Genomic DNA, 13,501 nt, shown 5'->3' on the forward strand with positions numbered 1-13,501 from the left:
AACGGCTTTTGCGAACGTTTGCAAGGTGAGCCGCAAAGCGGCATCAATAATTTTCCTTACACCTTGCACCGCGTGAACAAAAACGATTTTTTTGCGGTAGTGCAGATAATTTTTTGCTTTTACAAGTGAATCCGAACAGTTCAGACTTCAACGAAAGCGTGGCGTTGACAAGTGCTGTATTTTTATTCATAATTTATGCATAAAAATACAATCTTGAGGTTTTGTAACAGTGAAGGAAAAAGCAAGCCGGCTTAAAAGCATTCGTAAATTAATCAAATCAAACCGCATAGAAAGTCAGGACGAACTTTTAAGCCATCTTTTGAAAGAAGGTTACGAAGTAACACAAGCAACACTTTCGAGAGATTTAAAACTACTAAAAGTCGGAAAAATTTCAGACGGACACGCAGGCTACGTTTACACACTCCCAGGCGAAGACGAGCGACTCGAAAGCGAACAAATTTACGTGCAGGATTTTTTGCGCGGTTACGTCAGCATCGACTGGAACGCGAACATAGTCGTAATCAAAACATTCGGCGGCCACGCGGACGCGGTTTCTAACGCGCTAGACAACATGAACATGGACGAAATTCTAGGCACAATCGCAGGAGAAAACTGCATTTTCGCATGTCTAAAAGAAGGCGTTACCGGAGAAGACTTTATGTCGGCCCTAAAAGAACGAATCCCGGATTTGGACGAATAAAAACGGAAACGCCAAGACTTTTCTTTTCAATATTAAAATCAACTTGTGCGTTTCCCGTCAGAAATGCCTTAGTCAGTTTTGCTCTGCAAAACTGAGCGGAACGACAAAAAGAGTTTTCGGTTCCTAAAAAAATACTGTCGTTCCCCAACGCACAAAACCATGCCTAGCCCTGGGTGTAAGAGCGGCAAAGCCGTCCCGCAAGGGATGAAGGCGAAAGCCGGAACTCTGGAACACAGGGAATGCAAGAAATCTCGCGGCGCTGAAAAATCACTCTGCTTCCACAAGTTGATTCGCTCCATGACTGTCGCTCCATGCTGTCGCTCCAAAAATATTCTTAAAATTTTCTTTTGATTTTTTAAAATTTCGGTGTAGAATCTCTTGTATGAGTACAATAAAAATTTCATTTCCTAACAACATTACAAAAGATTACGAAGTTCGAACAAAGGGACTTAATATTTTGGAGAATTTCGGCGGCGATGCATCAAAAATAATTGCAATAAAAGTTAACAACGAAATTATGTCGCTTTGTCGCCCGATTCGGGTTTCTTGCGCCGTGGAGCCAGTTTTTGCTTCTTCACGTGCCGGGGCTGAGATTTACAGGCGGTCGCTTTGTTTTGTCTTGGCAGTTGCGGCTCACAGACTTTTTCCAAAAACTCGCCTCTTGGTAGGACATTCTCTCGGCTACGGATATTACTACACTCTTGACAGGGAAGTTCCAATCACAGATGTTGAAATCAAAAATCTTGATGCCGAAATGCGAAAAATCATTGCGGCGGACATGCAGATTCTTACGGAGCATATTTCTTACGAAGAGGCCTGCGAGACTTTTGAAAAACTCAATCTGATTGAAACCCGAAAGCAGCTTGAATGTCGCTGAAAGCCACGCATTCTCGTGAATAAAATTGATGATTCTGAATTTGCGGACATTTATTTTGGTCCGCTCGTTCCGACTACAGGATTCTTAAAGCTTTTTGAACTTCGCCCTTACGGTGACGGATTCCTTTTGAGATTTCCGCCTACAACCGAGCCGGAGCATATTACGGAGTTCAAGGACAATCCGAAGATTTTTGAGGTTTACAAAAATTACAAGGAATGGGGAAAGCTTATCGGAGTGACTTCGGCAGCGGCTCTGAACGAAATTATCGTAAAAGGAAAAATCAACGACTTTATCGATATTACCGAGACGTTCCAGGCTCAGAATTACGCAAAAGTGGCAATGCAGATTCACAAGCGAAAGAACGTAAAAGTTGTTTTGATTGCGGGGCCTTCTTCTTCTGGAAAAACCACTTCGGCAAAGAAAATCGCTCTCCAGCTTCAGGCGCTCGGTTACAATCCGCATGTCTTGAGTCTTGATTCCTACTACGTTGGCAGGGAAAAAAATCCGAAAGATGAATTCGGAAATTATGACTACGAATGTCTTGAAGCTCTGGATATTCCGCTTTTGAATCAGAATCTCGTTGATTTGTTCGACGGCAAGGAAATTGATGTTCCTTCGTACAATTTTGATTTGGGCTCACGCTATTATACCGGCGAAAAAATGAAGCTGAATGAAAATGACATTCTGATTATGGAAGGAATTCACGGTCTTAATGACAAGCTCACGCCTCTGATTAAACCGGAATTCAAATTCAAGATTTATCTTTCTGCCCTTACGCAGCTCAATCTTGACGACCACAACCGCGTTCCGACCAGCGACAACAGACTTGTACGCCGAATCGTGCGCGACGCGAACTTTAGGGGAAAGCCTGCGGCAGAAACAATCAGCATGTGGGACAACGTTCAAAAAGGTGAACGGCTGCATATTTTCCCGTTCCAGAACAATGCGGACGCTGTTCTGAACACGGCTCTTGATTACGAGCTTCCGGTTCTAAAAGTTTACGTTGAGCCAGCTTTGCGTGCGGTAAAACCAAATCAGCCGGAATACACGGAATCCTGCAGGTTGCTCCGATTCCTCGCGCAGTTTGACGCGATTCCGTCGGACTATGTTCCTAAGCAGTCGATTATCCGAGAGTTCATCGGTGGTTCATCGTTCAAATACTAGCACAACGCTTACTGCGCAAGGCTGATTATTGCACGGCGGAAGAGGATTTCTTCTTTCGCCTCTTTTGATTTTTTGTCGAATGAAGAATCAGAAGATTTTAATTCGCCTGCAAGGTTTGCGATGCACTCTTCAACTTGCCGTCTGTCGTAGCCCATTTCGGAGAGGGCTTTTATAACGTCGGCATATTCGCCGCCACGGTTCGGGCTTTGTTTTGCGGCGGACGGCAAGTCTTCATCCAGCGTGAGTTTTCCTTTTAAGGCAAGGAGCATTTTTTGGGCGGTCTTTTTTCCGAGGCCTGGGATTTTTTCGAGGGCAGCAAGGTCGCCTGAATCAAGGGATGCCACCAGCTGTTCGCGGGCAATAGAGCTCATAATTTTTATGGCGCTTTTTGGTCCAACGCCGTCAACTTTGTTAAGGTCAAAAAAAAGGTCACGGTCTTTTGAAGATGAAAATCCAAACAAAATCATCGCATTTTCCGTATGCTGAAGCCACACGTAGACTTTTGCGCGCTCACCCACGTTCGGAAGTGCGTCAAGCGATGTGTCGGGCATGGTAATATCCCATTCAATGCCATTGTTTTCAATAAAAACTTTTTGCGGAAATTTTCCAGTAATTGTTCCAGAAATTGAATTAAACATAAATATATAATAGAAGAAAAACGGAAACGCTACTAGTTGGCTTTGAGAATTAAGGTTGATTCTTAGCGTTTCCCGACAGTTTTTCTAACGAAAAACTGTCGCTTTGGTGGGGACACTTGCAGGAGCTTCAACCTCGCCGCGACAAGCACGGCAGCGAGGTTGAGAGGCAGTTTTGTTGCTCGCGCGTCGCGAGCAACTTTGGGGAAGAGCGAGTCAACTTGTGCGGTTCCTGCGAGTTTTTCTGTCGGAAAACTGTCGCTTTGGTGGAGACACTTGCAGGTGTCCACCAAACGCGGCGGCAAGCAAGGCCGCGTTTCGTGGGGGCAGTTTTGTTGCTCGCGCGTCACGAGCAACTTAAAGGGGGACGAGTCAACTTGCACATTCGCAGACCACCTCACGTATTGGGCTTTGCGTTTTATTAGGCAGTTCACAAACGTATTCGGTGGACGGGGGCAAGGAGTTTTCCTTACGCTTGTGCTGGTTGTGGTTTCGACTCCGCTCAACCACCACAGCCAGTGAGCAACGGTCGCTGAGCGGAGTCGAAGCGTAAATTTCCTTGTGCGTGAAGAAAAACGTTTTTACGGTAATGCAGACAATTTTTACACTTTCAAGTTTATAATGCGGAAGGCGTGTACTTCCTATATCATCATCTTGCTTTTTCAGTTATAATAAATGAATGAGCTATAAACGTTTTTTTACCGCATCTATTTTTTTTGCACTGATTTCTGCTTTTTTTAACTCTTGCGCAACAACGGAATCGGCGGCGGGACAAACTCCACAGGAAATTCAAACTTCTAAACACGAAAAGGACAAGACTGAACATACAAAACACGATAAGTCACAGGCAGAAGAAAGGGAGTCCGAAATAACACTTTTATTCGCAGGTGACATTATGGCGCACGGAACGAATTATAAATTCCCCGACTTTGACAGAATCTGGCGCGACATTGCACCGCTTGTAAAAGAAAGCGATTTGGCTTTCGGAAACATTGAGGCCCCGGTTGCGGAAAATCTTCCGTGGAGCACTTACCCGAACTTTAACATGCACCAAAGCTACGTTGAGGCGGCGATAAAAATCGGGTTCAACGTGTTCTCGCTCGCAAACAACCACACGAACGACCAGTTTTTGCAGGGAATCGTAGAAACAAAAAAATACTTTGACGCACGTGAGGGGATTTGGTCTTCGGGGTTAAAGGCAAAAGCCGGTGATCCGCTAACTTATGCCGTAATCGACAAAAACGGCTGGAAAATTCTTTTTGTGGCGATTACGGAGATTTTAAATACGCCTGCAAATTCTGCAAACATCAACTATATTCCGGCCCAGGGAGCAAAACGTGAAAAGCTAAAGGCGGAACTCAAAAAACTCCGGGAAGAAAATCCGTGCGACCTTTTTGTTTTTTCTGTTCACTGCGACGAACCTGAATACGTCCACACAATAAAAGGAAGCCAAAAAGAATTTTACCGCTCGCTTATTTCGGAATGTGACGTTGATATAATTTGGGCGAACCATCCGCACATCGTTCGCGAGTGGGAAAAAGCCGTTGTGCAAACACCCAACGGTCAAAAAGAAGCGTTCATAATGTATTCCAACGGAAACACGATAAGCGCGCAGCGCACAAAGCCATCTTTTTCAAAACCAGAAACAGAAAGAGACAATACCGGCGACGGGCTTATAATAAAATTAAAATATGCTAAAATAATAAAAGAAAATAAAAATGGTGAGAAAGTTTCTGCAGTTTCGTCAAAAGCAAAACTCAGCGGAAGCGAGCATTATTTTATCACCACGTTCATCGCACCGTCTGGTCAATATGTGATAAAACTTCTTGATGATGATTTTATAAACACGCTCGACCGCGCAGAAAATACGACTTGGGCAAAATATCTTGCAGAGCGTAAAAAAATTATGGAGAAAATACGGGAAAAAAGCATTTATTAGCGAATCTAATTGATATTCAATACACTAGCTTTTTTGTCAATTTTAATTAAACAGCGAATAAAGGAATATTATGGCTATAGATTATCAAAAATTACCAGTTTACGAACAAAAAGAGTTAATTTTAAATTCACTCAAAGACAATCAGGTTATTGTCGTTCAAAGTCCTACAGGAAGCGGAAAAACCACGCAGATTCCTGTGATTCTGCACGAGGCAGGATTTTCGCAAAACGGAATGATTGCCGTCACTCAGCCTCGAAGAATCGCTGCCTTGAGCGTTTCGGAATTCATCGCAAAACAGTTGCACACAACGTATCCGGGACTTGTCGGTTACAAAATGCGCTTTGAAGACAAAACTGACGCAACTACAAAAATCAAGATTATGACTGACGGAATCTTGCTGCAGGAAATGAAACTTGACCCGTGGCTTAGGAATTATTCCGTGATTATGGTTGACGAAGCGCACGAACGAAGCCTTAACATCGATTTTGTTCTGGGACTTTTAAAGCGAGTCCTAAAAGAGCGCAAAGATTTTAAAGTCATCGTTTCGAGCGCAACAATGAACGCAGAGGCATTTTCAAAATATTTTGACGGCGCGCCAATCGTTACGATTGAAACACAAACTTTCCCGGTCACAATGGTTTACGACCCTCCGATGGGAAAAACCACAACAACTACTGCAAGCGGCTCTGAAATGCTTCTTGCAAAAATAGAAAGTACGATTGACCGCGTACTCGACAACAAAGAAGATGGCGACATTCTTGTTTTTCTTCCAGGCGAAAAAATCATCCGCGACTGTGTAAAACGCCTTTCGTACGCTTCTTTTAGGCATAAAATCCATATCGTGCCACTTTACGGCCGTCTTCCAAAAGAAGAACAGGAACGAGTTTTTGACCCGGCACCGTTCGGCCGAAAAAAAGTCGTAATCTCAACGAATATCGCTGAAACTTCAGTTACAATCAATGGTGTAACCACCGTAATCGACTCAGGGCTTGCAAAAATGAATTATTACAGCCCGCGCACATTCACTTCGAGCCTGGACGAAACTCCTGTAAGCCGCGCAAGCTGCAACCAGCGGCGAGGGCGCGCAGGGCGAACTTGTCCGGGAACTTGTTACAGACTTTACAAACGTGAAGATTTTGAAAGCCGCGAAGAATACACCGTGGAGGAAATTTACCGCACAGATTTGAGCGAAGTCGTTCTCCGCATGAGCGAGCTTGGAATCACGGATTTTGAAAGTTTTGATTTTATCTCTCCGCCGGACAAAGAAGGCATTCGCGGGGCTGTAGAAACATTGAATCTTTTGAATGCGCTCAACGAAGACAACACGCTTTCTTCAATCGGAAAGATGATGGTCGAATTCCCGCTTGAACCACGCGTGAGCCGAATCATCGTCGAAAGCATAATGCGTTACCCGGACGTTTTGGACGAAGTTCTTATTGCGGCAAGTTTTATGAGCACGCATTCACCGTTTATTCTTCCTCCGGGCGAAGAAACCGACGCACGAAAAGCTCACCACGCATTCAGGGACATTCAGGGCGACTTTGTTTCGTATGTAAAACTTTTTAGGACTTACCAAAGCATGAAAAATCAGGAGAGATTCTGCAACAACAACTATCTCGACTACAGGGTAATGTCTGAAATTGCAAACATCAAAACACAGCTCGAAGAAGAAGTGAGCGCACTCGGAATTCCGGTTTCTGGCGGCGGAAGCATGGACGATTATTTGTGCTGCATTGCAAGCGGAATGATTCAGTTCGTGTGCATCCGCGAGGGCAAAGAAAATTACCGAAGCCTTACGGCAGACCACATTTCGATTCACCCAGGCTCAAGTATGTTCCGAAGCGACCCGCTGTTCATCGTTGCGGGCGAAATCGTGCGCACTTCCAGAACGTTCGCAATGAGCGTCTCGCCGCTTACAAAGGCACTTTTGGCTCACATTTCGCCAGAGCTTGAGTACAGGCTGAATCAGGCACGAGGAAAACGAGGCCGCTCTCTTACAGGAAATCTTGAATACAAAGGCTCTACGTTCAGAGATTCGAACGGAAAACTTTTGGGCAAGAACGACGGACGATTCGGCGGAAAGAGCCAAAAATCAAAAGATGACAATATTATTACGCTCGGCGGAATTTCATTTGATATTGAAAAAATCAAGGGCAAAAAAGTCCTCACGCTTCCGTTCGAGAAATTCAAGACTGCACTCAATCAGGAAACTGACCAGAACAAGATGGCGGCAATCGCAGGAATCCGAGGAAAGATTCTCATGGGCGGCGGCTACACCCTGCTCACCGGCGAAAAAGTCGAGCTAATCTCAAAAATCACAAAGGCACTCAATCTCAATATCGTTGACGAACGGGCATGGCCTAAAAAACTCAACATCAATATTGCGGAAGAAGGCGGCATTGAGACGCTTTTCTCTACTTTGGGCTATACGCTTCGCGTTACGCAGGCAAAAACAAAAACAAAAGAACTTGGATTCATAACGCTCTTTAGCGATGGCAAGGGAACTTATTGGTTCAAAGTGAGCCGAGGCTTTGCGACGGCATTGAACGAAAGTCTTTCGAGTCTCGAAACGTTAATCGACGAAACCGCGGTTGCGCTCACCCCGGAGCAAAAAGCAAAAGTGAACGTTCTTTACCGCACGCTGAACGGCTTGTATGAGTAAAAGGAAGTGCTACAAGTTGATTTTTAAAATAAAAATTTACTTGTGCACTTCCCTCCAGTTTTCTAAAGAAAACTGGAGCAGTCTACTAAGTCGATTTTTAAAATAAAAATTTGCTTGCGCACTTCCCTCAAGTTTTCTAAAGAAAACTTGAGCAGTCTACTAAGTCGATTTTTAAATAGAAATTTACTTGTGCATTTCCCTCAACTTTTCTAAAGAAAACTTGGGCAGTTTACTAACTTGATTTTTAAATACGATTTTTTGAGAAAGAGAGTTTTTCAAATGAAAAAGATTGTTTTTATTTTTCTTCTGCTTGTGCAATTTTTGTACAGCTTTTCTGAAGCGTCTGAATCACCGTTAAAACAGATTATTGAAATCGAAAACGCAAAGCAGTCTTTTTCAAAAATGATGACAAGCGCAGCAAGCTACACAGAAAAAAAAGCACTCGCAAAAGACATCAAAAAAAAGACAGAGAATCTTGGAAAAAACACATACACCGCAAACTCGGACACAGGAGACTTTACGCTTGCAATATCTCAGGAAACAGGTGCGTCCGTAATGTTTTATTTTGACGGAAACCTGATTTATGACGAACAATTTTCACTGACGAACATACAGCAAAAAATGATTACGAGCGCAAAGCTCACTTACAAAGTCGAAGCTCACCCTACACTGCCTTCCACGTATATTTTTTCGCTAAAAAAGATTTCTTTTTTGAATTCCAAGGGAACGATTCTTCTAAAAAAAGAATTTGTGCAAAAGACAGCTCAATATCAATACCCGATTCTTACGCTTTTTGACCCAAAGACTCTCGATTTTTTGGAAGAAGAACAAAAAAAGACTTTGCAAATCGAAGAAACAAATGAAGAAACAGAATCAGATACAGAGGAAAGAGTTGTGCAGGGATTTTTTATCAACTTTCCGATTTCGGTATTCGCAAAGAACGGCAAAGTCCACAGCACTGGAATCGGCATTTCCGCTGACTTTTGTTTTCCCTTAAATGTGATTATCGGCGGAACCCTCGGCGTAAGTTTTGAAGAATCAAATGACTTTGATGATTTTCTCGATTTTTTGGGATTACTTTTTGGCAATCCATTAGACGATGATTTTAATAAAGGCGAAAAACACGGGGAATACTACGGCTACGTCCTTTCACGATTCGGTTTTTATGTGCCGACCAGCTCAATCATTTCATTCAAAATATTTTCGCAAGCCGGCTTTTTTGCAAAAGAACCTGTTATTGGCGGCGGAATGAACTTTTTGCTGCATAAACCGCTAGAAGATCATACCACCGTCGGACTCATGTTAGGCTACTCGCACTTGGTAAAACCAGACACTTCGGCCATGCAAAAATACAGCCTCGGTCTGTTCTTTACCCAACAATACTAATGTTTTAGCGGCGGAGGTGTTCGTTTTCCATGCGCCATTTTATACAGCGGTTGAGGTAGTCAACGTATTCCTCGTTTTTGCACATACCTTTTCCCTGAACGTCAGAAATCTTCGCAACATCCTGACCATTGCACTTCGTTACTTTCATTACAATATTGAGGGCAGGAACATCCGTATCGTTCGAAATATACGTTCCGATTCCGAACGCAAGCTTTGCCTTATCCTTAAAATATTCGTAAAGTTTTGTAGCCCGCTCAAAATCAAGGCTATCGCTGAACAGCAAAGTCTTTGTTTTTGGATCAATTCCGAGCTTTTTGTAGTGTGCGAGCATTTTTTCGCCCCAAAGGAACGGGTCTCCAGAATCGTGTCGAACGCCGCTAAAAAGTGTGGCGTAAGTGAGCTGGAAGTCACGCAAGAAACAGTCGGTCGTAATTGTGTCAGTCAAGGCAGTACCATTCAAAATTCCGTATTCTTTTACCCAAGCATCAAGCGCGTACCAGTTTGAGTAAGCCGGATTGTGCTTGTGATTTCCCTGTCCAGAACACATAATCCACTCATGGGCCATAGTACCAACCGGAGTGACGTTATGTTTTTTGGCAAGTTCAACGTTGCTCGTTCCAACAAAAAATGATTCCTTAAATTGAGAATTCATCTCCTTCAATTTTTGAACGGCGTAATCCTGCGCCTCGTAAGAAAGCCTTCGCCTAAGACCAAATTCACTGAACGAGCCGATTTTGTATGAATCATCGATGAGCTTTGCACATTTTTCGTCGAATTTTCGTTTGAACTGAGCCAAAAGTTCATCGTAATCGTAAGCCATTCTAAAATAAACTTCGTTAACAATCGAAAGAATCGGGATTTCGTACATTGAAGTGTTGAGCCAAGTTCCACAAGCCTCAATGTTAAGCCCGCAAGGAGAATCCGTGTTTATCGTAAAATCCTTGTAGCGAGGATGCCACAAGCGCAAAAAATCAACGTAAGAACCTTTTATCCATCTTATTCCGTCAAGATACTCAAGCTCTTCCTCAGTAAAACGCAGTTTACAAAAAAGATTAACCTGATTTTTGATTTCCTCAACCATCTCTGGCGTAAATTTTACGTCAGTATTGCGACACTTGAACGTCCATGTGGTTTTGTACTCACTGAACTGATGGTAAATTGCCTGCCCCATAGAAAATTTGTAGGCATCCTGCGACAACAGACTGGTTATTATCTGTTCCATTTTTAATTCCTCTCTTTTTTATTTTGCGTCAGCAGCAGTTGACGTTTTTTTATTTTTTTCAGGATCGATTCCAAGAATTTTGGCAGCTTTAAAAGCCATCGCGTTTCGTTTTTTAGCCTCCGGGTCGGCCTGGCTAGCCAAATCTTTTACGAAAGAATCACAATTTGAGTAGCGTCCTTTCGCATACATGTCAAGTCCAGTTCCGATTGTAGAAACATCTTTGTGCTGGAGATATTTTAACGTTATGTCCGCAAAAGCAGAATTGTTGTATTTTGCAAATTCTTTTCCCAATGCGTAGCGAAGTGACTTTCGCCTGTCATCTTTTAAGGTTTCCTCCGCAAGGGCAAGAATCTCGTTCATTCCAGTAGAACCGTTTTCCAAAAGGGCAGCGGCAACACGAGAGCGAGTATCATCGCTCACCTTTTTTTCGGTAATCTGTTTTACAAGATATTCATTGCCTTCCGAAGTGTTAAGCTCGGCAAGAACTGCGTAGCACTGATTTTTTATCGTTCGCTCAGGGTCGTTTTTTGCACGGTAAACCAAGTAAGAAACGGCTGAAGTCATTTTCTGTTTTTTGATTGTGTCAATCGCCTCTTTTCGAACCTTCCAGTGATCGTCGCGCACAGCCTGCAAAATGACTTTCTGCGCATCAGAAGTCGTAAAATAAGAAAGTCCCTTTATAACGTAGGTACGAAGATTCGGGTCTTTTTCGCCGTAAAGCTCGGTAAGAACGTCAACGGCATCGCTTTTTTGCATCGCGCCAATCGCTTCTGCGGCATACATTCGAACAAAGGCATTCTCATTCTCGTCCTGAGCAAGTTCCACCATTTTGTCGTAAGTCTCAACGGCTTTCAATTCGCCCAAAACACGAACGATTGTCTGTTTCTGCGGAATCGTAAGTTCCTGTTTCTCGTAATATTCGGTAAGGTAACGAGCCTCGTCACTTCCGCCCAGTTTTCCCAGGGCAGAAACCGCACCTGTAAAATATTCGGCATTCTCGCTTTCAAGAAGATTTTCGATTGCAGGAATCGCACACGTGGTTTTTACAGTCTGAACATAAGAAAAACATGCGTTCACCGTGGAAATATTTTCGTCGTAAGGATCGTTAAGAACGATGACGGCAAAATCTTCAAGGCAAGGGTCTTCGAGAGTCTGGAAAAACAGCATGACTTTATTTTTTATGTCAACGTTTTTTGAGTCATTGTAAAGGTCGTAAGCCTCGTTCACAAAACGAACGTCTTTCTGCGAAATCATTTTGTCCAAAAGGTCAGAGATTTCTGATTCAAGACCGAACTTTAAAATGTCAGCATTTTTCTCGCGTCCGTCCGGGTCGGTGTTGTCCAAGTCCGTGACTTTTGAGCTGTCCGGCGTTTTAGGTCTTTTTGACGACGGAACGTCACTCTCGCCCGCCTTAGAAAAACTTATTTTTTCGCCGGAAGATGTTGAAGAAGATTCTGATGATGAGGATTTTTCTTTTTGCTGATTCGGCGAACTTTCCGCTTGTGTGGCAGACGTTTGGTTTTCACCAGAATCAGACTGGCCGCTCACCTGCGCGTTCGAAGAGCTTTCAGGCGCAGCGTTTTGCGTGCCACCTTGAGAATTTTGTTGTGCAAAAGTCACCGTGCAAGCAAAAGTCAATGCAACACCACTAAAAAATATCTTTTTTGTCATCTTCATAAATCTTCTCCAGATTTTGTTAAAAAACTACTGATTAAGCTTCCATTTTCCTGAATGGTAGCGTTTTAAGAAATTCGTTCGGTATTCCTCAAAGCGGTCTTCGTTAATCGCAGCGCGAATCTCGTGCATCATGTTATGGAGGAAGTAGAGATTGTGATAGCTTGCAAGCATACTGCTCAAAATCTCCTGTTCCTTAAAAATGTGCCTCAAATACGCCCTAGAATAAGTTCGGCATACTTTGCAGTTGCATTCAGAATCAACTGGCGAAAAATCGTGGGCAAAACGTTCCTGCTTGATTGGCAGAGGACCGTCTTTCGTAAAATAGCTTCCGTTACGGCCGTTTCGTGTTGGAAGAACACAGTCGAACATGTCGATTCCAGAGTGAACCGCATCAAGAATATAGTCAGGCGTTCCGATTCCCATAACATATTTTGCCTTGCCCACAGGAAGATGCTGAACCGTAAAGTCAAGCATTTCGGCAAAAACTTCCGGTGGCTCGCCAACGCTCAATCCACCGATTGCGATTGCCGGCAAGTCAAGTTTCGTAACGAATTCTGAGCTTCGGATTCGTAAATCTTCAAAAAAGTTTCCTTGCACGATTGGAAGAAGAATTCCTTTGTAGCCTTTTTCCTCTCGGTTTTTGAGCCACTGAGCCTTTGCGCGTTTAGACCAGTTTTCCGTAACGTCGAGCGCGTGAACGGCTTCGTTTTTGTCGATTCCCCAGCCGGTGCAAACGTCAAGCTGCATCTGAATGTCGGAATTGAACTGAGTCTGAACGTCAACGACTTTTTCAGGAGTGAACAAATGCTTTGAACCGTCAATATTCGACTGGAACGCAGCCCCTTCCATAGTAATCTTTCTTAGTTTTGAAAGGCTCCAAACCTGGAATCCGCCCGAATCCGTAAGAAAGTTTCTGTTCCATTTTGAAAATCCGTGGAGCCCGCCCGCTTCCTCAATAATGTCGCTTCCAGGACGCAAATAAAGATGGTAAGTGTTAGCAAGGATAATCTCAAATCCGATTTCCTCAAGGTCGTCTTTTGTGAGCGCTTTTACCGTCGCGTTTGTTCCCACCGGCATAAAAACAGGAGTCTGAACGTCGCCGTGCGGAAGGTGAAGAGTTCCTGTCCTGGCTTTGCCGTCAGCCGATGAATGTTTAATGTCAAAAATATTCTCAATCATAATTCTTCCTATAAATATAAAATTGTGTTTTTCTCGAAAAACTGGAGTTTTCGAAGTTTC

10 protein-coding genes and 1 pseudogene are annotated in these 13,501 nt (G+C 43.4%); 6 read left to right on the plus strand and 5 right to left on the minus strand.

What is annotated here, in order from left to right; translation table 11 throughout:
• Positions 1 to 229: 229 nt before the first annotated feature.
• Positions 230 to 700, plus strand: a complete 471-nt coding sequence (locus tag JI65_RS11545; RefSeq protein WP_191016719.1) for an arginine repressor — start codon at positions 230 to 232, stop codon at positions 698 to 700.
• A gap of 163 nt (positions 701 to 863) precedes the next feature.
• On the opposite strand, the gene JI65_RS11550 is transcribed toward JI65_RS11545, so the two are convergent.
• Positions 864 to 1,013 carry a hypothetical protein gene (locus JI65_RS11550; RefSeq protein WP_191016722.1) on the minus strand — a complete coding sequence of 50 codons (150 nt, stop codon included), beginning with the start codon at positions 1,011 to 1,013 and terminating at the stop codon, positions 864 to 866.
• A 69-nt stretch (positions 1,014 to 1,082) separates the two neighbouring features.
• Between JI65_RS11550 and JI65_RS11555 the strand changes: the two are divergent.
• Positions 1,083 to 2,741 (plus strand): annotated as a pseudogene (locus JI65_RS11555) (uridine kinase family protein).
• 8 nt (positions 2,742 to 2,749) lie between these two features.
• Here the strand turns inward: JI65_RS11555 and ruvA are convergent.
• Positions 2,750 to 3,379: a Holliday junction branch migration protein RuvA gene (ruvA, locus tag JI65_RS11560; protein ID WP_191016724.1), complete on the minus strand. Its 630-nt coding sequence runs from the start codon at positions 3,377 to 3,379 to the stop codon at positions 2,750 to 2,752.
• Positions 3,380 to 3,658: 279 nt separating this feature from the next.
• Here ruvA and JI65_RS11565 point away from each other — a divergent pair, with 279 nt between their 5' ends.
• From JI65_RS11565 to JI65_RS11580, 4 genes are all read left to right on the plus strand, one after another.
• On the plus strand, positions 3,659 to 3,898 hold the full coding sequence (locus JI65_RS11565) for a hypothetical protein (protein ID WP_191016727.1): 240 nt from the start codon (positions 3,659 to 3,661) through the stop codon (positions 3,896 to 3,898).
• Between the two features lie 157 nt (positions 3,899 to 4,055).
• Positions 4,056 to 5,315: a CapA family protein gene (locus JI65_RS11570; protein ID WP_191016729.1), complete on the plus strand. Its 1,260-nt coding sequence runs from the start codon at positions 4,056 to 4,058 to the stop codon at positions 5,313 to 5,315.
• 70 nt (positions 5,316 to 5,385) lie between these two features.
• A complete protein-coding gene (locus JI65_RS11575) occupies positions 5,386 to 7,977 on the plus strand; it encodes a helicase-related protein (protein ID WP_191016732.1) in 2,592 nt (863 codons plus the stop codon).
• A gap of 279 nt (positions 7,978 to 8,256) precedes the next feature.
• Positions 8,257 to 9,363 (plus strand): hypothetical protein, encoded by a 1,107-nt coding sequence (locus tag JI65_RS11580; protein WP_191016735.1) that lies wholly within the window; start codon positions 8,257 to 8,259, stop codon positions 9,361 to 9,363.
• A 4-nt stretch (positions 9,364 to 9,367) separates the two neighbouring features.
• Here the strand turns inward: JI65_RS11580 and pncB are convergent, their stop codons facing one another.
• From pncB to tgt, 3 genes are read right to left on the minus strand one after another with little or no spacing between them, the layout of a single operon-like run.
• The gene (pncB, locus tag JI65_RS11585; RefSeq protein WP_191016738.1) at positions 9,368 to 10,585 is read right to left on the minus strand and encodes a nicotinate phosphoribosyltransferase; all 1,218 of its coding nucleotides are present in this window, start codon (positions 10,583 to 10,585) and stop codon (positions 9,368 to 9,370) included.
• A gap of 18 nt (positions 10,586 to 10,603) precedes the next feature.
• Entirely contained in the window at positions 10,604 to 12,262 is a 1,659-nt protein-coding gene (locus JI65_RS11590) for a HEAT repeat domain-containing protein (protein ID WP_191016740.1), read from the minus strand.
• A gap of 27 nt (positions 12,263 to 12,289) precedes the next feature.
• On the minus strand, positions 12,290 to 13,441 hold the full coding sequence (gene tgt / locus JI65_RS11595) for a tRNA guanosine(34) transglycosylase Tgt (protein ID WP_191016743.1): 1,152 nt from the start codon (positions 13,439 to 13,441) through the stop codon (positions 12,290 to 12,292).
• Positions 13,442 to 13,501: the final 60 nt, after the last annotated feature.

Origin of the sequence: Treponema zioleckii, assembly GCF_014737315.1 — a bacterium.
Taxonomy (GTDB): Bacteria; Spirochaetota; Spirochaetia; order Treponematales; family Treponemataceae; genus Treponema_D; species Treponema_D zioleckii.